The organism is Trichlorobacter ammonificans (assembly GCF_933509905.1).
In the GTDB taxonomy this organism is placed as follows: Bacteria; Desulfobacterota; Desulfuromonadia; order Geobacterales; family Pseudopelobacteraceae; genus Trichlorobacter; species Trichlorobacter ammonificans.
On the sequence record NZ_OW150024.1, the window covers coordinates 2430720 to 2450043 of the forward strand.

General features: G+C 67.3%; 18 protein-coding genes. 3 read left to right on the forward strand and 15 right to left on the reverse strand.

The features are described 5' to 3' along the window. Window positions 1-3: 3 nt before the first annotated feature. From RAK07_RS11115 to RAK07_RS11155, 9 genes are all read right to left on the reverse strand, one after another. Window positions 4-1323, reverse strand: coding sequence for a V-type ATP synthase subunit B (locus tag RAK07_RS11115; RefSeq protein ID WP_305732901.1), 1320 nt, complete (start codon window positions 1321-1323; stop codon window positions 4-6). Continuing rightward, entirely contained in the window at window positions 1310-2941 is a 1632-nt protein-coding gene (locus RAK07_RS11120; RefSeq protein WP_305732902.1) for a V-type ATP synthase subunit A, read from the reverse strand. Before RAK07_RS11120 ends, RAK07_RS11115 begins: the two co-directional genes overlap by 14 nt. Next, on the reverse strand, window positions 2938-3255 hold the full coding sequence (locus tag RAK07_RS11125; protein ID WP_305732903.1) for a V-type ATP synthase subunit F: 318 nt from the start codon (window positions 3253-3255) through the stop codon (window positions 2938-2940). The genes RAK07_RS11120 and RAK07_RS11125 overlap by 4 nt, the downstream gene beginning before the upstream one ends. Then, entirely contained in the window at window positions 3252-4208 is a 957-nt protein-coding gene (locus tag RAK07_RS11130) for a hypothetical protein (RefSeq protein WP_305732904.1), read from the reverse strand. The genes RAK07_RS11125 and RAK07_RS11130 overlap by 4 nt, the downstream gene beginning before the upstream one ends. Continuing rightward, window positions 4189-4800 (reverse strand): V-type ATP synthase subunit E, encoded by a 612-nt coding sequence (locus RAK07_RS11135; protein WP_305732905.1) that lies wholly within the window; start codon window positions 4798-4800, stop codon window positions 4189-4191. Before RAK07_RS11135 ends, RAK07_RS11130 begins: the two co-directional genes overlap by 20 nt. A gap of 9 nt (window positions 4801-4809) precedes the next feature. Further along, window positions 4810-5022: a V/A-type ATP synthase subunit gene (locus RAK07_RS11140; protein ID WP_305732906.1), complete on the reverse strand. Its 213-nt coding sequence runs from the start codon at window positions 5020-5022 to the stop codon at window positions 4810-4812. Window positions 5023-5054: 32 nt separating this feature from the next. Next, the gene (locus RAK07_RS11145; RefSeq protein ID WP_305732907.1) at window positions 5055-6899 is read right to left on the reverse strand and encodes a V-type ATP synthase subunit I; all 1845 of its coding nucleotides are present in this window, start codon (window positions 6897-6899) and stop codon (window positions 5055-5057) included. Next, window positions 6896-7219, reverse strand: a complete 324-nt coding sequence (locus tag RAK07_RS11150) for a hypothetical protein (RefSeq protein ID WP_305732908.1) — start codon at window positions 7217-7219, stop codon at window positions 6896-6898. Before RAK07_RS11150 ends, RAK07_RS11145 begins: the two co-directional genes overlap by 4 nt. 156 nt (window positions 7220-7375) lie before the next feature. Further along, window positions 7376-9064: a TIGR04190 family B12-binding domain/radical SAM domain protein gene (locus RAK07_RS11155; protein ID WP_305732909.1), complete on the reverse strand. Its 1689-nt coding sequence runs from the start codon at window positions 9062-9064 to the stop codon at window positions 7376-7378. Window positions 9065-9285: 221 nt separating this feature from the next. Here RAK07_RS11155 and RAK07_RS11160 point away from each other — a divergent pair, with 221 nt between their 5' ends. Genes RAK07_RS11160 through RAK07_RS11170 form a run of 3 tightly spaced genes read left to right on the forward strand, consistent with a single transcriptional unit; the run spans window position 9286 to window position 13394 of the window. Next, the gene (locus tag RAK07_RS11160; RefSeq protein ID WP_305732910.1) at window positions 9286-10479 is read left to right on the forward strand and encodes a hydrogenase small subunit; all 1194 of its coding nucleotides are present in this window, start codon (window positions 9286-9288) and stop codon (window positions 10477-10479) included. Between the two features lie 27 nt (window positions 10480-10506). Continuing rightward, entirely contained in the window at window positions 10507-12228 is a 1722-nt protein-coding gene (locus tag RAK07_RS11165; RefSeq protein ID WP_305732911.1) for a nickel-dependent hydrogenase large subunit, read from the forward strand. Next, the gene (locus tag RAK07_RS11170; RefSeq protein WP_305732912.1) at window positions 12225-13394 is read left to right on the forward strand and encodes a cytochrome b/b6 domain-containing protein; all 1170 of its coding nucleotides are present in this window, start codon (window positions 12225-12227) and stop codon (window positions 13392-13394) included. The genes RAK07_RS11165 and RAK07_RS11170 overlap by 4 nt, the downstream gene beginning before the upstream one ends. A gap of 85 nt (window positions 13395-13479) precedes the next feature. Here the strand turns inward: RAK07_RS11170 and RAK07_RS11175 are convergent, their stop codons facing one another. The 6 genes from RAK07_RS11175 to RAK07_RS11200 form a co-directional block, all read right to left on the reverse strand. Further along, complete coding sequence (locus tag RAK07_RS11175) at window positions 13480-14643, reverse strand: hypothetical protein (RefSeq protein ID WP_305732913.1); 1164 nt, start codon at window positions 14641-14643, stop codon at window positions 13480-13482. 204 nt (window positions 14644-14847) lie between these two features. Further along, window positions 14848-15336, reverse strand: a complete 489-nt coding sequence (locus tag RAK07_RS11180; protein WP_305732914.1) for a DUF456 domain-containing protein — start codon at window positions 15334-15336, stop codon at window positions 14848-14850. A gap of 4 nt (window positions 15337-15340) precedes the next feature. Beyond that, the gene (locus tag RAK07_RS11185) at window positions 15341-16405 is read right to left on the reverse strand and encodes an NADH:flavin oxidoreductase/NADH oxidase (protein ID WP_305732915.1); all 1065 of its coding nucleotides are present in this window, start codon (window positions 16403-16405) and stop codon (window positions 15341-15343) included. Between the two features lie 128 nt (window positions 16406-16533). Next, the gene (locus RAK07_RS11190) at window positions 16534-17694 is read right to left on the reverse strand and encodes an MFS transporter (protein WP_305732916.1); all 1161 of its coding nucleotides are present in this window, start codon (window positions 17692-17694) and stop codon (window positions 16534-16536) included. Further along, the gene (gene lipA, locus RAK07_RS11195; protein ID WP_305732917.1) at window positions 17688-18566 is read right to left on the reverse strand and encodes a lipoyl synthase; all 879 of its coding nucleotides are present in this window, start codon (window positions 18564-18566) and stop codon (window positions 17688-17690) included. Before lipA ends, RAK07_RS11190 begins: the two co-directional genes overlap by 7 nt. Then, the gene (locus RAK07_RS11200) at window positions 18563-19315 is read right to left on the reverse strand and encodes a lipoate--protein ligase family protein (RefSeq protein ID WP_305732918.1); all 753 of its coding nucleotides are present in this window, start codon (window positions 19313-19315) and stop codon (window positions 18563-18565) included. Before RAK07_RS11200 ends, lipA begins: the two co-directional genes overlap by 4 nt. Between the last annotated feature and the right edge of the window lie 9 nt (window positions 19316-19324).

A 19324-nucleotide genomic window follows, 5' to 3' on the forward strand; every position in this document is an offset into this window, starting at 1 on the left:
GCGTCACTCCGTCAGCGAAAACCGCTCCAGCAACGCGCTCCCCCGGTCCAGGCTCTCCGCCACGCTGCGCCGCTCATCCCCCTGGTGCACCAGTTCCCGCTCGAAAGCGTCGGCAAAGTCCAGCATCCGGCGGTCCCGCTCCCCCAGCCCGTCGCGTCCCACGATCGCCTCCAGGCGGCGCAGGTCCCGGCCACGGGCGTAGTGGCGGTAGAGGCGGTTTGCCAGGGCACGGTGATCCTCGCGGGTGCGGCCGGCGCCGATCCCCTGCTGCATCAGGCGGGAAAGGCTGGGCAGCACGTCCACCGGCGGGAAGATCCCCTGCTGGTGCAGTTCCCGCGACAGCACGATCTGCCCTTCGGTGATGTAGCCGGTCAGGTCCGGCACCGGATGGGTGATGTCATCCTCCGGCATGGTCACCACCGGCAGCATGGTGACGGAGCCGGGAAGCCCCCGGATCCGGCCGGCCCGCTCGTACAGGGAAGAGAGATCGGAGTAGAGGTAGCCGGGATAGCCCCGCCGTCCCGGCAACTCCTCCCGGGCCGTGGAGACCTCCCGCAGGGCGTCGCAGTAGTTGACCATGTCGGTGATCAGCACCAGCACGTCCATGCCGTGGCGGAAGGCCAGGTATTCGGCCACTGCCAGGCCGAAGCGGGGGGCCAGCAGCCGCTCGATCACCGGCTCTCCGGCCCGGTTGATGAAGGCGGTGAAGCCCCCCTGCATTCCGGACAGCACGTCGAGATAGGCGGCATATTCGTGATGGGTCAGCCCCAGGGCCACGAAGACCACCACGAAGCGCCCACCCCCGGCCAGCCGGGCGTTTTTCAGGATACCGGCAGCCATCTCCCGGGCCGGCAGGCCGGCGCAGGAGAAGATCGGCAGCTTCTGCCCCCGCACCAGGGTATTCAGGGCATCGATGGTGCTGAAACCGGTCTCGATGAAATCCTGGGGCCGGGCACGGGCCACCGGGTTGATCGGGGCGCCGGAGATCGGCCCCCACCGTTCCGGGATGAAGGGGGGCTCGCCGTCAAGGGGGACGAAGGAGCCGTTGAAGATCCGTCCCACCACCGCGGGGGACAGGGGGGCCCGCTTGACCGCGTCGCTGAAGACGACGGCGGCATCGGTGCCCAGCCCGCGGGTTTCTCCCATCACCTGCACCAGCACCGTGTCGTTGTCGATCTTGATCACTTCCCCTTCCAGGGTTCCGCCATCGGGAGCGGCGATCCGCACCACCTCGCCGAAGCGCACCCGGCGCACCCGGTCCAGGAAGACCAGGGGGCCGCGGATGGCGGTCACGCTGCGGTAGGCATGTTCACTGAGCCGCATCGCCGCCTCCTTTTTCCAGGGCCGCATCCAGGGTTTCGCCGGCGGCCAGGCGCTGTTCGATCCGGCGGTGATCGGCCAGGATAGCGTCGATCAGGGCCACGGTCCGGGACGGCGGACTGAAGGCGTCCTCGCCGTAGGCCCCCTGGCAGAGGAACTCCTGCCTGATCCGCTCGGCACTGTGCAGGATCAGGCGGTCCTGCTCCTGCATCCCCTCGTGGCCGACGATCTCAGCCACCTCCCGCAGCGCTTCCTCCCGCTGCAGCAGGCCGCGGCAGCCACGGCGGGCCTCCACCCATCCGGCCGACACGCTGCGGGCAAAGTGCTGTTCCATGGCCTGTTCGTAGAGCGAGTAGCTCTGGAACCAGTTCACTGCCGGAAAATGACGGCGGTGGGCCAGGGCCGCGTCCAGCATCAGGAAGGCTCCGGCGGTGCGCAGGCAGGCCTGGGTGACCGGTTCGGTGAAATCCCCCCCCGGCGGGGAGACGGAAAGGATCATGCTCAAGGAGCCGATGGCACCGCTTACGGTCTCCACCACCCCTGCCCGCTCCATGAAGCCGGCCATGCGGGAGGCCAAGTAGGTGGGATATCCTTCCTCTCCCGGCATTTCCTCCAGGGAGGAGGAGATTTCCCGCAGCGCCTCGGCCCAGCGGGAAATGCTGTCGGCCAGGAGCAGCACGTGACAGCCCATGTCCCGGAAGTACTCGGCCATGGTGACGGCGGTGTAGATGGAGGCCTCCCGGGCCGCCACCGGCATGTTGGAGGTATTGGCCACCACGATGGTTCGCTCCATCAGCCGCCGGCCGGTCCAGGGATCGCTCAGGGAGGCGAACTCCTCCAGCAGTTCGGCCATCTCGTTCCCCCGCTCGCCGCACCCCACGTACACCACCAGGTCCACGTCGGCGAACTTGGCCACCGCCTGCTCCAGAATGGTCTTGCCGGTACCGAAACCGCCGGGGATGATGGCGGTACCGCCACGGGCCAGGGGGTAGAGGAAATCCACCACCCGCTGGCCGGTCACCAGCGGTTCGGCGGGCGGGAGTCGGCGGCGGCAGGGACGGGGCCGGCGTACCGGCCACTGGCAGCAGACCGTGACCGGGGTGCCGTCGGCGTAACGCCCCACCTCCTGGCAGAGGCTGAAGGCACCGGCCGTGAGCGCGGCAAGCTCTCCGTCACGGGGGGCGGTCACCAGGTGGCGTACCCGCCCCTCTTCGGCATGGCCGATCACCTCGCCGGCCCGCACCGTTTCACCCGCCTCCCTGAGGGGGACGAAATTCCAACGCGCCGGGCTGTCCAGCAGGGAGGCGCTGCTGCCGGCGCCGATGAAGGGACCGTCCCGCTCCAGCAGCTTTTCCAGGGGGCGCTGCAGGCCGTCGTACATCCCTCCCAGAAGCCCCGGCCCCAACTGGGCGACAAGGGGGCGGGCCGTCCCCCGCACCGGCTCACCCAGGGCAAGACCGCGGGTATCCTCGTACACCTGCACCACGGCCCGGTCCCGCTCCAGCCGCACCACCTCGCCGGTCAGGCCGGCGCTCCCCACCAGCACGATCTCGTAGAGCGTCAGACCGGTCAGTTCCACGGTCACGGTGGGGCCCGCTATGCCGGTGATCACCCCGTTCATCGCCGCACCTTCACCTGGTAGCCCACGGCCCGGCGGATCAGCCGCAGGGCGTAATCCTCGGCCGCCGCCGTTCCGAGGGGAGCCGGCAGTACCACCAGCACGCCGGACCAGCGCTGTTCCAGGGCATGGAGCATCTCCTCCCCCACCTCCTCCACCAGCCGTTCATCAAGGATCACCACCCCGCCGTCGGACGCCGCCAGGGCCTGCTGCAGCAGTTCCGCCACCTGACCGGGCTCAGCCGCCAACTGGACCGCTCCGCAGCAGGCAAAGCCGTTGTCGGCGTCGGCAGGAGTGACCGCCACCACCCGTTTCATCGCCGCAGCTCCGCGGCCACCTGTTCCGGGCCGATGGCCTCCAGTTTCTCCAGCAGGCCGATCATGGCCGCCTCGTCGCTGCAGCGCCAAAGGTAGTCCAGGATCAGCCCCACCCCGTCGCCGGTGCGGACCAGGCGAGCGGTCAGACGGCGCCGGGCGATCCGGAGAAGCTGCTCCGGATCGACCTCTTGACCGGCGCCGTCCATCCCCCCCAGGCGTGCCGCCAGCCGCAGCAGCCCGGCGTTGTCGTTGCGGCGGAACAGTTCGATCAGGCGCGCGGGGTCGAGCGTTCCTCCGGCCAGCAGGCGGGACGGCTCGGTCTGACGCCAGCGCAGCCCGTTCAGCAGCGCGGAAAGGTTGCGGCTGTCCACAACCAGCGTCAGGCAGCACCGCATCTGCGGATGCAGCGGCCCGGAACAGGCCGCCTCCAGGGATCGCTCCCAGAGCAGCCGTTCCGTACCGCCGGTTCCGGCGGCGCGAAACGCCGCCCCAAGTCCGCCAAACGCCGGATGGCAGTCCACGAGACGGCGCTCCAGCCGCTCCACCGCCCCGGCGCAGCCGCCCCCACTCCGCAGCAGCTCCCTGAGCGGAGCGGCCAGCAGGCTTGCCGCCAACAGCGACTCCGGCAACGGTTGGCCGCCGGCCAGCAGCCGCAGGCAGACGGCCAACGGCTTCAGCTCCGCCAGCCAGAAGAAGGGGGCCGTGGCCCTTCGCAGCGGTTCCGTCATCCGGGCAAAGACCCAGCGGTACTCCCGGCGCAGCGCCTGCAGTGCCCAGTGGGGTTCAGCGGAGGGCAGCGGCCGCCAGGGAGCGGCGGGCAGGGAGGCCGTTGGCTGGCGGGGCGTCTGCAGATGCTGCCAGTCCCGCACCAGAAAGGAGCGCCGCCCCCGGATACGGGCCAGCAGGCAGTCGGCCGACTGACCGGCCGGCAGGTCACAGAGCAGCCGTCGCACCCTCGCCCCCTCCTTCCGTTGTCCGGTCCCCCGGCATGGTTCGCAGCTCCGCCATCAGTGTCGGCAAAAGGTCGGGCCAGAGCCGGGTCAGCCGCGTTTCCAGGCTGTTGTCCACCGTAAGGCTGCCATCGGCAGAGACCGCCCGCAACCCGCCGGACAGTGCCGGGTCCGTGGTCACCGTCACGCCCGGAAAGCAGGCTTCAGCCACCTGCCGGTCGACCTCGGCCACCGTCACCGTTCCCCAGGCCAGCTCCGGCAGTTCCCCTGCCAGCCGACGGAACAGTCCTTCATCACCACCGGAACACACCTGGCCGAGACAGGCCTGTGCCCGTTCCCGCAACCGCAGGGCCAGGAGGTGCTCGGCCCGCAGCCGGATCAGCGCCGCCTCCCGGGACGCCGTTGCCAGCAGGGCAGCGCGGCGCTCGTCACAGCAGCGGGCCAGCTCCCGTTCATGGCGCTGTCGCTCGTCGGCGCTTTGCTCCGCCGCCGTCCGGCGCAGCCGCGCTTCCTCCGCCGTCTCCCCGGCGGCAATCGCGGCCAGGGTTTCCGCGCCCTCCCGCTGCAGCGCCTCCAGCAGTTCCCGCCGTCCCATGACCCGGACTCACTTGTTGAGGATCATGGTGGCGATCACGAACCCCAGGATCACCATGGTCTCGGGAATGGCCAGCAGGATGATCACCGTGCCGGTCAGCTCCGGTCGTTCGGCGATGGTGCCGGCGCTGGCCGCGCCGATCCGCGACTGGGCCCAGGCCGTGGCAACGGCGCAGAGCCCCACTGCCAGGGCGGCGGCGAAACAGATCAGGACCTTTTCCATGGGATGACCTCCTTGACTGGGTGTATGCGGCGTCACTCCTTGCGCAGCGGTTCGAATCTCCTGCCTCCGGGCTCCACGAAGGTGCCGAGGAACTCCACGAAATGGAGTCGCAGCCCGTGGATGGCGGGGGCGAACAGCCCCAGCAGGATGGCCACGCCGTGCAGGGCGATGGCGGCCAGGGCGCCGAGGACCAGGTTGCCGGACAGACCGGCCAGGTGATTGGCCGCATTGGCCAGCAGGGCCGAACTGAGCCCGATGGCCATGATCCGGGCGTAGGAAACGATGTTGCCGATGGTCTTGACCATCTCCAGGGGGGCCAGCAGTCCGCCGGACAGCACCAGCAGCGGCAGCAGCAGGCCGATCAGCAGCAGGATCGGCCGGGACAGCAGCCAGGGGGAGGGATAGAGCCGGGAAACCGCAAGCATGGCCAGGCAGGCGATCAGGCTGATGCCGGCGACCCGCGCCACCGCTTCGCTGCGCTGGTGATGCCGCAGCGCCGAAATCACGCCCAACAGCATCCCCAGCAGCATGTGGCATCCTCCCAGTGCCAGCGAAAACACCAGCATCGGCAGCACCGCCGTGCTCCGCTCCGGCAGAAGGGGCGTCAGGTGCAGCAGGCGTCCCCCCGCCTCGCCGAAGAATTCGCCGAACAGCATGCCGAACAGGATGGCGTAGCTGGATGAGACGAGCAGAATGCGGGCGCCGTCGCCGACGGCACCCGTCGGCCGGCGGCGGCGCAGCCAGAGGGCCGCGAGCAGCAGTACCAGGCCGTGCCCCGCGTCACCCAGCATCATGCCGAAGAAGAGCGGAAAGAAGACGGCGATGAACGGGGTCGGGTCCCAGGACGAGTAGCGGGGCAGCGGCAGCAGGCGGGTAAACAGCTCGAAGGGACGGATGTAGGGAGGATTGCGCAGGGCCACCGGCACCTTGTCCAGGTCATGCTCCAGGATATCCCGGCGTTCCAGCACCACCCTGCCGCCGAAGCGGCTGTTCAGGGCCGTGGCCAGGGCTTCGCTCCGCTCGCTCAAGGCCCAGCCGTGGATGACGAAGCACATGCCGGTACGCCGGACCGAACCGGTCGCCGCCAGCAGGGCCAGCCGCTGCGCCAGCCAGTGATCGATACGGCGGTAGAAGGCCAGCCAGCGCCGGGCGAACTGTTCCCGCTCCCCGTCGACGGCAGCCAGCAGACCGCGCAGTTCGGCAAGACGTTCCTGCAAACGGGCGATCCGTTGCGGCAGGGGGAGATGGCCCACTGACTCCGGCAGGGGTAGTTCGGGGAGCTGTTCGTTGTTCAGCGCTTTCCTGATGACCGCGCTGCGGGAGGGAGGGGCGGCGATCAGGCCGATCAGGGTGCCGTCGCCGGCACGGGTGGTGGTGAGGGTGTATTCGCCGTCCACCAGCAGGGTAAGGGCCTCCCGCAGGCGCTCCACCCAGGAGGGGTCGCGCAGGGTGATGCCGATGAATTCCAGGCCGTCGTGGTCCTGGCGGTCGCTGATCAGCCGGTCGATGGCCGTCAGCAGGTGCTCGTAGCGTGCCAGCTCCTCCTCTTCCCTGCGCAGCGTTTGCCGCCGTTCTTCGAGGTTGCGGCAGAAATCCAGGTGCTGCGTCACGGTGACGGCGATGGTGTCCAGCACGGTCAGGGGGTCCAGCCGGCTTGCGGTAACGTCGGGGGACGGCAGGAGGGCAATGATCTCGCCGGTGCGACGGCGGAGGTTTTCCAGGAAGAGGCGTTCCGCAACCACCCGTTCGTCGGCCGCCGACACCCCGGTCTCCTCCTCCTCGATCTGGAAGATTCCCTGTTCCCGGATCAGCTCCAGCACTTCCAGCAGCAGCTCCCGGGGACCGGCCACCTCAAGCCTGCTCATGCTGACGATCATGGCTCGCCCCCCGGCAGCAGCCCCCGCAGGCGGGGTGCCAGGAAACGATCCAGGTCGGCCGTTTCCATCCGCTCCAGACGCTGCGCATAGGCCTGTGCCTCGGCCACCAGTCCCTCGGCCTCCTGACGGGCACGCCGCTCGGTCCTGTCCAGGGCCTGTTCCCGTTCGGCCCGCAGCGCCCCGGCCTCGCGTTCCCGCTCCTGGGCAAGCTCGCGCGCGACCGCGGCAAGCCGTTCATCCCGCTGCCGCTGCCGCTCGTCGATCCGCTGACGGATTTCCCGCTCGGCCGCCAGTATGTCGGACAGCAGTTCGTCATCCATCGTCATCACCGTTCCGGTTGGAAATGACGTGCCGATGCCTCTGGCTCAAGTGTACCAGAGTTTTACGATTTTGCCGGGGACGGCAGGAGGGACCGGGGGAGGGAGCACCGCGCAACGCCGCAGACGGCCTCCGGAATAGTTTTTCAAAGCCCTGGTTCAGGGCCGTCCGTGGAAGAGGGAGGTAATGCAGCGGAACAGGTGATAGCGGCTGCCGCTCACCCGCCAGTCCAGCTCATGCTTGCCGCAGAGGGTATCGAGACGGTTCAGCTGCCGGATCTCCTCCCTGAGCGCTGCGTCCGGCGGGTCGCCGCTGTCCAGCCGCGCCACCACCCGGCGGGCCCGCTCGATCTGCTCCCTGATCCGGCGCGATTCGGCGGCACTGACCAGACCGTGGCGTTCCTTCAGCACCACCAGGGCCTCGGCGCCGTCGTAGGTGGCGCTGACGATCTCGTCCCGGGTCATCCAGGCGGTCTCGTAGTTCAGCCGTTGTTTCCAGCTCGGCATCAGCATGGCCCGGCGGTGATCGGCCAGGCTCCGGTAGAATAGGCGATACCCCATCTCTTCGGGATTTTGAAAAGCCCGGCTACCGGGGTCCACGAACGGTGCCAGGGGAGCAAGGAAGGGGAGCAGCTTGCCGCCGGCGCCGAACCGCTCCAGCAGGTCGCCGCAGTAGGCCACCGACGCCTGCACCGAGGCGTAACTTTGCTCCGGCAGTCCCACCATGAAGAAAAGGTCGATCCGCCGACAGGGGCTGGCAACCAACGCCTCCAGCGACTCCTCCAGCAGGCGGTTGTCGAACTGCTTGCCGAAGGCCCGTCTAACCCTGATGTCGTGGGATTCCGGCGACAACTCCACGTTGAAATGGGCGATGCTTTCCGACAGCCGCTCAATAATCCGGCGCGAGGGGGGATGAAAAAATTCAACGGCCAGTTCATTGGCAATGCGATGGCGACCGATGGCGGTGAAGAAGGCATCGGCATACTCCGGGCCTGCCTGGAGCAGGTCGCCGATGATCATGATCGGTGCGCCGGTATGATCGGCAATGGCGGCGATGTCGTCGGCCAGAAGCTGCGGCGAGCGAAATGCCGGCGCGGTGCGCACGCAGACCTCGCTGAAGGCCGACGACGAGGCGCCGCAGCCGGAACAGTCATGGTTGCAGCCGCGGCAGGTAAAGACCGCCAGCACCGGGTGTTCCAGCCAGTTGAGGTAGGGAAGATACCCCACCGGGTCGCGGTATTTGAGCAGCATCCGGAAGAAGTGGGCGTAGTCGTAACGGGCGTGGTCCAGGGTGTCGGGACGCCAGCTGATGCCGTTGTCCACCACCAGGCCCTCCCGGCGCCAGACCAGGTTGGGTATCCGCTCGAAACCGCCGCCGTTCCGCAACGCCTCCAGCAGCAGCCGCAGCGGTTCCTCGGTGGAATCGCCGCAGACCACGAAATCGACGTAGGGGTGGTCGCGCATCAGCTCATCGCGAAAGTAGGTGGCGGACAGCCCTCCCAGGATCACCGGCACGTCGGGGTGCTGCCGCTTGAGTTGCTCCGCCAGGCCGAGACTGCCATCGACATGGGGAAGCCAGTGCAGGTCGATGCCGAAGGCCCTGCTCTTCAGTCCGGCTGTGAACCGCTCTGCGTCAAAGGTACGGTCCCGCAGCATCTTCAGGGCCAGGTTGACCACCCGCACCTCGAACCCGTGACGGGTGAGATACTCCGACAGGGTCAGGAAACCGATCGGATAGCCTTCAAAAATCGAGGTGGAGGGGATGACGTCGCTCACCGGCCCCAGGAAGCAGGGAAGTTCGCGAAAACGGAAAATGCTGGGCGGGTGCAGCAGGGTCAGGTCGGTCATGGAAGCGGTTCCGTAGCAGCCCTGAAGGGGCGAAGAGCTGGATAACTGTTGTAGTATACCAGCAGGACACACAAACGCAACATAGAGATTTTACATTATTTTTTTCTTCATACCCTTGCGATGCCGCCAGACGGGGGTATATTGGTATCAAATTCATGTTTGTCGACACCAACCATTTTCAGCACCACGCTGCCCGCGGCCGGCAGAGAAGGGAGGGCTCCATGCCGCGCACACCCTTTGACCAGTGGAACGATGACGAACCCTGCGCCGAATACCTGGCACGCCAGGGGGTCAGCCGCCGCCAGTTCCTGTCGTTGTGCGGCCGGATTGCCGCGGTTCTCGGCTGCGGCGGCCTGGTGGCCGGCGGCCGGAGCGAGGCGCTGGCCAAAGAGATCGCCCAACGGCTGGCCGGTGCCACACGACCGGTGGTGGTCTGGCTGCAGCTTCAGGAATGCACCGGCTGCCTGGAAAGCGCCCTCCGTTCCGGTGACCGCACCCTCGAAAACCTGATCCTCTCCATGGTTTCCCTTGAGTACAACGAACTGCTGATGGCTCCGGCCGGTTCCCGGGCCAACGAGGTGCTGGACAACGCGATTGCCCGGCCGCACCTGCTGGTGGTGAACGGTTCCATCCCGTTGCGCGACAAGGGAGTTTACTGCGTGATCGGCGGCGAAACCGCCGAGGAGCAGTTGCGCCGGGCCGCCAAAAACGCCACCGCCGTGCTGGCGGTGGGAGCCTGCGCCCACTACGGCTCGGTCCAGGCGGCCGCTCCCAATCCCACCGGCGCCGTGGGGGTAGAGGAGATCATCCGGGACCGGCCGGTGGTGAACCTGGCCGGCTGTCCCCCCATCGGCGAGGTGATCACCGCCACCCTGCTCTACTATCTGGTCTATGGCCACACCCCGCCCCTGGACCGGGAGGGGCGGCCGCTCTTCGCCTATGGCCAGCGGATTCACGACAAGTGTCCCCGCCGGGCCCACTACGATGCCGGCCAGTTCGTTACCGACTTCGACGACGAAAGTGCCCGCAGGGGGTACTGCCTCTACAAGGTGGGGTGCAAGGGGCCGGCCACCTTCGCCCCCTGTCCGATCATCGAGTGGAACCAGGGAAGCGGCTCGCCGATCAAGGCCGGCCACCCCTGCCTGGGCTGCACCGAACGGGACTTCTTCGACCGGATGAGCCCCTTCTACGAACGGATGCCGTCCCTGGACGTTCCGGGAGTGGGGGTGGAACTGACCGCAAACCGGATCGGTGCCGCCGTGGTGGGTGCCTCCCTGGCCGGCGTGGCGGTGCACAGCGCCGCCACGGTGCTGCGCAAGCGCCAGTCCCGCAAGGAACAGTCGGAGCCCCTGCCGCTGGCCGTGCTGGGTGATGAGGAGGCGTCCGGCGACACCAGCAGGGAAAGCGACAGATAACCGCCGGCCGGCGGGAAAGGAGCGACCATGGCACCCCAGCGTATCGTCATAGACCCGATCACCCGTATCGAAGGGCACCTGCGCATCGAACTGGAAACCGACAACGGCAGGATCAGCAACGCCTGGGCCTGCACCACCCAGTTCCGCGGCATTGAAAAGATTCTCCAGGGGCGTGACCCCCGCGATGCCTGGGCCCTGGTGCAGCGGATCTGCGGCGTCTGCACCGGCGTCCACGCCATCGCCTCCATCCGTGCGGTGGAGGATGCCCTCAAATACCCGATCCCCCGTGCCGCCGAACAGATCAGAAGCCTGATGATGGATATGGGCACGGTACAGGATCATGTGATTCACTTCTACCATCTGCACGCCCTGGACTGGGTGGATGTGACCAGCGCCCTCAAGGCCGATCCGGAGAAAACGGCCCGGCTGGCCGCAACCCTCGCCGACTGGCCCACCAATTCGGCGGCAAACTTCCGCGCCGTGCGCGACAAGGTGCAGCAGTCGGTGGCCGGCGGCCAGTTCAGCATCTTCAGCAACGGCTACTGGGGACACCCGGCCTACCGCTTGCCGCCGGAGGCCAACCTGCTGGCCCTGGCCCACTACCTGGAAGCCCTGGAGTGGCAGCGGGACGTGATCCGGCTGCAGACCATCTTCGGCGGCAAGAATCCCCACCCCAACTTTCTGGTGGGGGGGATGGCCTGCGCCATCAACATGGACAACCAAGCCACGGTCAACCAGGTTTCCCTGGCCCAGTTGGAGGGGATGGTGCAGCGTGCCCGTGCCTTCGTGGAAAAAGTCTACCTGCCGGACCTGCTGGCCATCGCCTCCTTCTACAAGGAGTACGCCGACATCGGCGCCTCCAGCCCGCACCTGATGGCAGTGGGCGAAGGAGGCCTCTCCTGGGCCGGTAGCCCCTCCGGCACCGTCAAGCCGGGGATCGTACGGGACGGCGACGTGACACATCTGCTTCCCTTCGACCACAAGAAAATAGCCGAGTTCATCACCTCCTCCTGGTACGTTTACCCGGACGGTGACCAGGCGGGACGCCATCCCTGGCAGGGGGAAACCGTGCCGCGCTACACCGGCCCCACCCCGCCTTACCAGCAGCTTTCCGCCCATCGCAAGTACACCTGGTGCAAGGCCCCCCGCTACGACGGCAAGCCGATGCAGGTGGGACCCAATGCCCGGCTGCTCACCGCCTACGCCCAGGAGCATGAAGCCACCGTGGCCCTGCTGACCGGAACCCTGGACCGGCTGGGGCTCAAACCGGCCCAGCTCAACTCCACCCTGGGGCGGACCCTGGCACGGGGACTTGAGTCGCAGTTGATCGCCCGCCGCATGAGCGATACCTTTGCCGCCTTTGTGGAGACGATCCGGCAGGGAGAGACCGCCACCTTCAACCCAGCCCTCTGGGAGCCGGAATCCTGGCCGAAAAGCGCCCAGGGGGTCGGTTTCATGGAGGCGGCACGGGGCACCCTCAGCCACTGGGTGCAGATCGAGAACCGCAAGATCGTGCGCTACGAATGCGTGGTGCCCAGCACCTGGAACAGCTCGGGACGGGACGGCCAGGGGCAGCTTGGGCCCTACGAGCACGCCCTGGCCGGCAACGGCCGCCATCCCCTGCAGGACCCGCAACGCCCGCTGGAGGTGCTGCGCACCATCCACTCCTTTGACCCGTGCCAGTCCTGCGCGGTACACCTGACCGACCTGCGGGGCAGGCCGTTGGGAGAGGAGGTGACGGTACGATGAGCAGCCGGACGGCAGAAGATATTCATGTCGCCCTGGGGGTACCGATGGCCTTTGGCGGCGAGACCAGCCGCGACCTGCTGGTGGCGGCCGCCCTGGCCGCACGGGCAGGCACCACCGACCCGGTGGACCTGGCGCTGCTGGGGGCTGCGGCCCACACGGAAGATCTGCGCAATTACCAGCAGCTTTCCTACACGCCGCCCGATCCCCGGTTCAAGCGGAGCATCACCAGGGTGCGCAACCTGGAGACCGGCAACGAGGAGCTGATCGCCCGGGGCAACCTGGAGTCGATCCTCTACCTCTGCCGGGCCGATGAAGCCACCCGCTACCATGCCGGCATGGAGGCCGACCTGAGCGAGGTGGACGACTTCCGGGCCGTGGGGGTGGCCCACGGCAGCGCTCCGCGACCGGACGGCAGCGAGGAATGGACCTTCCTCGGGTTCATTCCGGTCAAGGCGGTACGCCGCAAGACCAGCCGCGCGGAGACCCCCAACGTCTACCGCTACGTGGTGGTCTGGGACTGGCAGCTCCGTTTCCTGCACTGGGCCGCGTTCCTCACCATTCTGCTGCTCTGCCTGACCGGCTGGCTGATCGGCAGCAGCCGGCTGACCCACGGCGGCATCGGCGAGGACACCTACTACCTGGGCTGGCTGCGTCTGGTGCATTTCAGCGCCGGATGGCTGCTGGTGACCATGGGCATCCTGCGGATCGCCGGCCTGTTCCTGGCCTCCACCAGGTATCAGCGCTGGCGGGCCCTGTTCCCGATCACCCTGAAGGATCTGAAGAACCTGTTCCTGGTGGGGCGCAACTACCTGCTCTGCATCTTCGAGCACGGTCCCCACTACGTGGGCCACAACCCGTTGCAGCAGGTGGCCTACACCGGCATCTACCTGATGGCGCTGGTGGCGATCCTGAGCGGCTTCTGCCTCTACGTCGCCTACGACCCCGCCTTCTGGTTGTTCCGGCCGTTCATGCTGCTGAACGGGCTGATCGGCATCCAGTACATCCGCCTGATCCACCTGGCCATGCTCTGGGTCTTTCTCGCCTTCATCCCGATCCATGTGTATCTCGCCATCCGTGCCGACACGGTGGAACGGGAAGGAGCCATCTCCTCCATCTTCAGCGGCGGCCGCTGGTGCCGCAAGGGAACCCGCTTCGAGGACGACTGACCCCGAAACGAAAACGGCTCCGCCATACCGGATACAACGGTATGGCGGAGCCGGGAACGTCTGCTTCCGGTGGTTCCGGACCGGGCTACGAGCGTTTTTTCGCCTTCCGGTCCGGCTCCGCTGCTTTCTCCGGCTGCTGCGGTGGTACCGCATCCCTGGTCACCACCAGTTCCGTCCCCCCCTTGCCGTCCGGCTTCAGGATCGACAGCACGCTGTGGGGAGGAATGGAGGGCGGCGTCACCAGTTGCCTGCCCGATTTCTCGAAGGCCTGATTGAGCGCCTCGATGGTCTCCTGATCCGTAACCAGCTCTTCTTTTTTCCCGGGAAGTACCCAGTCGCCGCTGCTCTTGCGGATAATCCGCTGCTCCGTCGCACCGTTTCTGAGCCGGTTCAGCTTGCTTTTCACCGACTCCCGCCCCACCGCCTCCCGCACCCCCTTGATTTCAGCACCAAGCAGCTCGGCAAAACGCTTGTCGAATGCGGCCAGTTTCTTTTCCTGAATCTCGGCGGCTTCGGTGGCGATGAAGGAAACCTTGTCCTGGCGCTCTTGCAGGCGCTTCTGCTGCATGGCCAGGTAGCCCATCCCCGCCAGCAGCAGGACCAGGGCCAGGAGCGACAGCACCAGGAACCAGGGGGAGAGGGCGCTGGTGACCCGGGCCGTGCGCAACTGCCCGGCGGTCTGCTCGGTATCGTCGGCCACCTTCTGCACGATGAGCGAGAGCTCCGTTACACTTTTGGCGGCTTCTTCCGCCATCGCCTGCTGGGACCGGGTCATCTCCGCCAACAGCGCCATAAGGTCGTCGGCTTTTTTCTCCGTCGAACGGACCAGGCCCGTAAGCTGCTCCAGCGTCTCCGCCTGCTGCTCCAGCGTCTCCGCCTGCTTCTCCAGCGCAGATGCCGGCTGGGCAGACGGCACCGTCTCAGCCAGCCCCGCTGCTCCCCCTGAATTCAGGAGGTGCGAAAGGGTCTGCATCGCCTGCTCCGAGGCAGGGGGGATGATATCCGGTTCCTCGTCTCCCCCCGACGGTTTCGCTTCACCAGCCTCAGTGCCCTCGTTCGGCTCGGGATACTGCTGAGCCGCTACGTCAACGCCGCCCTCGACCTCAGCTTCACCGGCTGCAGCGGACGGCACCGCAGCCCCGTCGGCGGAAGACTCCTCCACTGCGGCAACCGGCTCGCCGGTCATCGCTCCCGTGGCGGCTCCATCCTCGGCAACGGACGGCGTCTTCTCCTCCTCAATGCTGTTCATACCATCCCCCTGACATATTCAGATGATCCGCACGTGCGCCATTGATACCACAAACCAGTGGCGGTGCCGGCACAAAAAACGGGCCCTATCCCGCGGACAGCACCGTTCAGGGCACTGCCCCCCTGCCCCCCTCCGACAGCCACCAGCAGGCAGCGAAGCGGATGAGCCGCCGCCATGGTGGTACCGGTATCTGGCGTGAAGGGGTCACAGGAAGCGAACGATCACAAACAGTCCGATCATGGCGATGCCGATGGCCAGTTTGCCGGCAACGCCGATGGCCAGCCCCACGACGGTGCCGAAGCCGGTCCGGCCGGCCTGGTCAAGGCTGCGCTGCATGGAGAGTTCGCCGATCACCGCCCCGACGAAGGGACCGAGCAGGATGCCGGGCACCCCCAGCAGCAGTCCCGCCAGTCCGCCCAGGGCGGCACCGGCCATGGCCCGCCGCGAACCGCCGTAGCGGGCCGCTCCGAACGCGGCGGCGGCGACCTCCACCAGGTAGGTCAGGCCGGCCAGTAACGCCAGCGCCAGCAGCGTCCAGGGGCCGATGTGGCGAAACCCCTCCGCCCAGGCGCCGCAGAGCAGCCCCAGGAAGAGCAGCGGCGCCCCCGGCAGCATCGGCAGTACCAGCCCCGCCAGACCGGTTGCGGTCAAAAGCCCCCCGATGATCCAGAGCATGAGCGACTGGTCGGCCATGGCGTCAACGGGCGCGCAGGTACTGTTCGGGCCAGGCGGTCTCACTGCCCAGCCGCTTGGCCGCCTGCAGGGGCCAGGAGGGGGAGCGCAGCAGTTCCCGCCCCAGGAGCACGGCGTCGGCCTGGCCGTCGGCGATGATCTGTTCCGCCTGCTCCGCGTCGGTGATCAGCCCCACGGCACCGGTGGCGATGCCGACCTGCTGGCGGACGGCGGCGGCAAAGGGGACCTGAAAGCCGGGAGCCGCCGGTATGACGGCATCCGGCACCAGCCCACCGGTGGAGCAGTCGACCAGATCGATGCCGCACTCCCGCAGCCGGCGGCACAACTCCAGGGACTGGGGCAGGTCCCAGCCCCCCTCGACCCAGTCCGTTGCCGATATCCGCACGAAGACCGGCAGTTCGGCCGGCCATGCCTCGCGAACGGCCCGGGCCACCCGCAGCGGGAAACGCAACCGGTTGTCCGGGCTGCCGCCGTAATCGTCCGTGCGCCGGTTGCTGAGCGGCGACAGGAACTGGTGCAGCAGGTAACCGTGGGCCATGTGCACCTCCACCACCTCGAACCCGGCGGTACGTGCCCGACGGGCGGCGGCAGCAAAGTCCGCTTCGATCCGCTCCAGTTCGGCTTCCGTCAGCTGACTCGGCACGGGGTAGTCGGCGGCAAAGGGGAGCGGACTCGGCGCCACCGGCTGCCAGCCTCCCTCGCCTGCAGCCAGGGGACCGCCCCCCCGGCAGGGATGGGCGGTGGCTGCCTTGCGTCCGGCATGGGCCAACTGCAAGGCAGCCACCGCCCCCTGCTGCCGGATGAAATAGGTGATCGGCGCAAAGGCCCGTGTCTGTTCGTCGTTCCAGATGCCGCAGTCCTGGGGGCTGATCCTTCCCTCCGGGCTGACCGCCGTGGCCTCCACCATGACCAGGCCGGCCCCGCCGGCGGCCCGGCCGCCGTAGTGAACCAAGTGCCAGGTGGTGGCCAGCCCGTCGGCGGCGCAGGAATATTGGCACATGGGTGACATGAAGATACGGTTGCGCGCCGTGATGCCGCGCAGGGCAAGGGGTGTGAACAGTCGGCTCATGGCGTCCTCCCTGGTGTGTGAAGATCGTACTCCGGAATCCGGCTGACCGGCATCCGGCACTGTGATGTCGTCAGTATACCCGATCCCGGCGGGCCCTTCAGCACCGGAAACGAAAAAATGACGGTTGTTCAGCCGGCGGCTGCCTCTGTCCCCCGTGGAACCGGAATCCTGATGAACTGCGCCAGCACCAGGGAGACTAGCCCCAGGACGGCCCCCATCAGGAACGGAATCCGGTAGTCCAGCATCCAGAGGTAGCCCCCCAGGGCCGGCAGGAAGACCGCCGCGATATGGTTGATGGTGAACCCCACGGCAGAGGTGGGGGCGATGTCCCCCGGCTCGGCGATCTTCTGGAAGTAGGTGCGGATCGCCACGGCGAAATTGAAGAGGATGTAGTCCAGGATGTACATCCCGGCCACCACCCACTTGGAGGAGGACCAGGCGTAGGTGAGAAAGACGGCGATGACCCCGGCGTACTCGACGGTGCAGAGCGTACGCTCGCCGAAGGCGTTGATGGCCCGGCCGATCATCGGGTTGATCAGCCAGTTGATCAGGTTGTTGATGATGAACAGCACGGTGATGGCCTGCACCGAGAAGTGAAATACCTTGACCAGCAGGAACATGGAAAAGACCATGTAGATCTGGCGCCGGGCGCCGGACAGAAAGGTCAGGGCGTAGTAGAGCCAGTAGCGCCGCTTCAGGAACATGCGCAGCTTCTGCGGCGGTACGTTCTCGTGGGTGGGGTCCCGGAACGTGGCCCAGAGTCCCCCCAGCATGACCACCACGCCCACCGCCAGGAACATGCCCCGGTAGTCCAGCACAAACCCCATCAGCCAGATCAGGACGGCGGAGATGATGCTGCTCACTGCCGCCAGGCTGCGCAGCCTGCCCATCACCAGCGGCGAATGGTGGGTGGAGAAATACTGCAGGGTCAGGGACTGGTTGACGGTTTCGTAGTAGTGGAAGCCGAAGCTCATGATCAGCGTGGTGAGCGCCACCCCCCCGAAGGTGGGAAACAGGCCGGTGAGCGCCACCCCACCCCCCAGTAGGATGATGGAGAGGGCCGCCAGGCGGTGTTCCCGGATCACCAGCATGACGTAGATGGCGGTGAGGGCCAGGAAGCCGGGGACCTCCCGGATCGACTGGGTCAGTCCCACCTGGAACCCGTCCAAGTTCACCGTTTCCACGGCGTAGTTGTTGAACAGAATGGTGTACCCCTGCAGCCCCACCATGGAGGCGGCGGTGAGCACGGCGAGAAAGCGGTACATCGGTTGGTTTTCGGCGGTCAGCATGGAGATGGTTCCGATCCGGGACGGTCACTTCGGTACTGAGCAGCATGGTAGGAGCTGCGCACGTAGGGGCCGGACTCCACATGACTGAAGCCCAGTGCGAGGGCCTGCTCCCGCAGGTCGTCGAACCGTTCCGGCGGCAGGTAGGCCGCCACCGGCTGATGGCGGCGGCTGGGGGCCAGATACTGACCGATACTCAGGTAGCGGCAGCCTGTCGAGCGCAGGTCGGCCAGCAGCTCCGCGACCTCCTGCTCCGTTTCTCCCAGCCCCAGCATGATGCCGGATTTTGCCGGAACAGCGGGCCAGCCCTCGCTGACCCGGCGCAGCAGCTCCAGGGAGCGCCGGTAGTCGGCACCGCAGCGGACCCCGTAGAGGCGGGGCACGGTTTCCAGGTTGTGGGCCAGGATATCGGGGGCAGCGGCCATGACAGCCGCCAGGGCCGACCAGTCTCCCCGGAAGTCGGGAACCAGCAGCTCCACCGTCGTAGCGGGGGAAATGTCGCGTACCGCCCGCACCGCGGCGGCATAGTGAGCAGCGCCGCCGTCCGGCAGGTCGTCGCGGGTGGGGCTGGTGATCACCACATGGGAGAGCGCCAGGCGCCGCACCGCCTCGGCCAGCCGCTGCGGCTCATCCGGATCGGGAGGCTGCGGTACGCGGTTCTTCTCCACGTTGCAGAAGCTGCACTGCCGGGTACAGTCCCTGCCCAGGATCAGGAAGGTGGCCTGGCCGCAGCCGAAACACTCGGCGATGTTGGGACAGAGTGCCTGCTGGCAGACCGTGTTCAGCCCCAGCTCCCCCAGAAGCCGGCGCATCGGCGCCTGTTCGGCCACGTTGGCTTTTTTACGCAACCAGTGCGGCTTGCGCTCGATCTTCATGGTTCCCTGCCGTCCAGGTTCCAGGCCGGGTTGCGGTATTTTTCCTCCAGCAGCCGCGCGGCGGTGGCCCGCTCCTCCGGCAGCAGCCGCCCCTCGGCCAGGTGAACGCCCAACGTGTGCCGGAAGCAGTCCAGAAGCCGCGCCCCGAGCTGCTCCTCCCCTTCTCTCCTACCCTCGCGGACCAGGCAGGTGGCCTGACCGGCGATATCAGTCGGCACCTGCCGCAGGCAGGCCGCTCCCTCGGCGAGGCGATCCCCCCGGGGAATGGAACCGTGCTGGAAGATCACCTGCCGCAGACGGCGTTGGGCATTGCCGCCGATTTTTCGACCACCGATCAGGATGTCGTAGCTTTCCCGGCCGGCAAAACAAAAGGGGGTCCGCCGCAACCGCCCCCTCTCCCCCGGCATGTCGTCGCCAGCGTAGCCGGCCATGAACCCCAGGCTGCGGTAGAAGGCCAGCAGGAAAGCGGTCAGCACCCGGAAGGAGTCCTTGATGGAGGAGGTGGCGGGAATCTGCTCCGGCGAGCAGACCAGGCTGTAGGTCAGTTCGTCGGCATGGAACAGCGCCCCGCCCCCGGTCATCCGCCGCACCACCGCGATGGCGTGCCGGCGGCAGTGCTCCGTGTCAATCTCCCCGATCGGCTGGAAACGTCCCAGGGAAAGGGCTGCGGGGTGCCAGCCGTACAGCCGGAACACCGGCCAGGAGGTGGCGGGATCGAAGTGACGCAACAGTGCCTCATCAATGGCCATGTTCTCGGC

Coding starts and splice junctions, on each gene's coding strand:
- RAK07_RS11125 (WP_305732903.1), bottom strand. CDS start 3,255: ATGAAACGGGTGGTGGCGGTCACTCCTGCCGACGCCGACAACGGCTTT.
- RAK07_RS11135 (WP_305732905.1), bottom strand. CDS start 4,800: ATGGGACGGCGGGAACTGCTGGAGGCGCTGCAGCGGGAGGGCGCGGAA.
- RAK07_RS11120 (WP_305732902.1), bottom strand. CDS start 2,941: ATGAACGGGGTGATCACCGGCATAGCGGGCCCCACCGTGACCGTGGAA.
- lipA (WP_305732917.1), bottom strand. CDS start 18,566: ATGAAGATCGAGCGCAAGCCGCACTGGTTGCGTAAAAAAGCCAACGTG.
- RAK07_RS11170 (WP_305732912.1), top strand. CDS start 12,225: ATGAGCAGCCGGACGGCAGAAGATATTCATGTCGCCCTGGGGGTACCG.
- RAK07_RS11115 (WP_305732901.1), bottom strand. CDS start 1,323: ATGCGGCTCAGTGAACATGCCTACCGCAGCGTGACCGCCATCCGCGGC.
- RAK07_RS11165 (WP_305732911.1), top strand. CDS start 10,507: ATGGCACCCCAGCGTATCGTCATAGACCCGATCACCCGTATCGAAGGG.
- RAK07_RS11145 (WP_305732907.1), bottom strand. CDS start 6,899: ATGATCGTCAGCATGAGCAGGCTTGAGGTGGCCGGTCCCCGGGAGCTG.
- RAK07_RS11200 (WP_305732918.1), bottom strand. CDS start 19,315: ATGGCCATTGATGAGGCACTGTTGCGTCACTTCGATCCCGCCACCTCC.
- RAK07_RS11175 (WP_305732913.1), bottom strand. CDS start 14,643: ATGAACAGCATTGAGGAGGAGAAGACGCCGTCCGTTGCCGAGGATGGA.
- RAK07_RS11150 (WP_305732908.1), bottom strand. CDS start 7,219: ATGGATGACGAACTGCTGTCCGACATACTGGCGGCCGAGCGGGAAATC.
- RAK07_RS11140 (WP_305732906.1), bottom strand. CDS start 5,022: ATGGAAAAGGTCCTGATCTGTTTCGCCGCCGCCCTGGCAGTGGGGCTC.
- RAK07_RS11155 (WP_305732909.1), bottom strand. CDS start 9,064: ATGACCGACCTGACCCTGCTGCACCCGCCCAGCATTTTCCGTTTTCGC.
- RAK07_RS11185 (WP_305732915.1), bottom strand. CDS start 16,405: ATGAGCCGACTGTTCACACCCCTTGCCCTGCGCGGCATCACGGCGCGC.
- RAK07_RS11160 (WP_305732910.1), top strand. CDS start 9,286: ATGCCGCGCACACCCTTTGACCAGTGGAACGATGACGAACCCTGCGCC.
- RAK07_RS11180 (WP_305732914.1), bottom strand. CDS start 15,336: ATGGCCGACCAGTCGCTCATGCTCTGGATCATCGGGGGGCTTTTGACC.
- RAK07_RS11190 (WP_305732916.1), bottom strand. CDS start 17,694: ATGCTGACCGCCGAAAACCAACCGATGTACCGCTTTCTCGCCGTGCTC.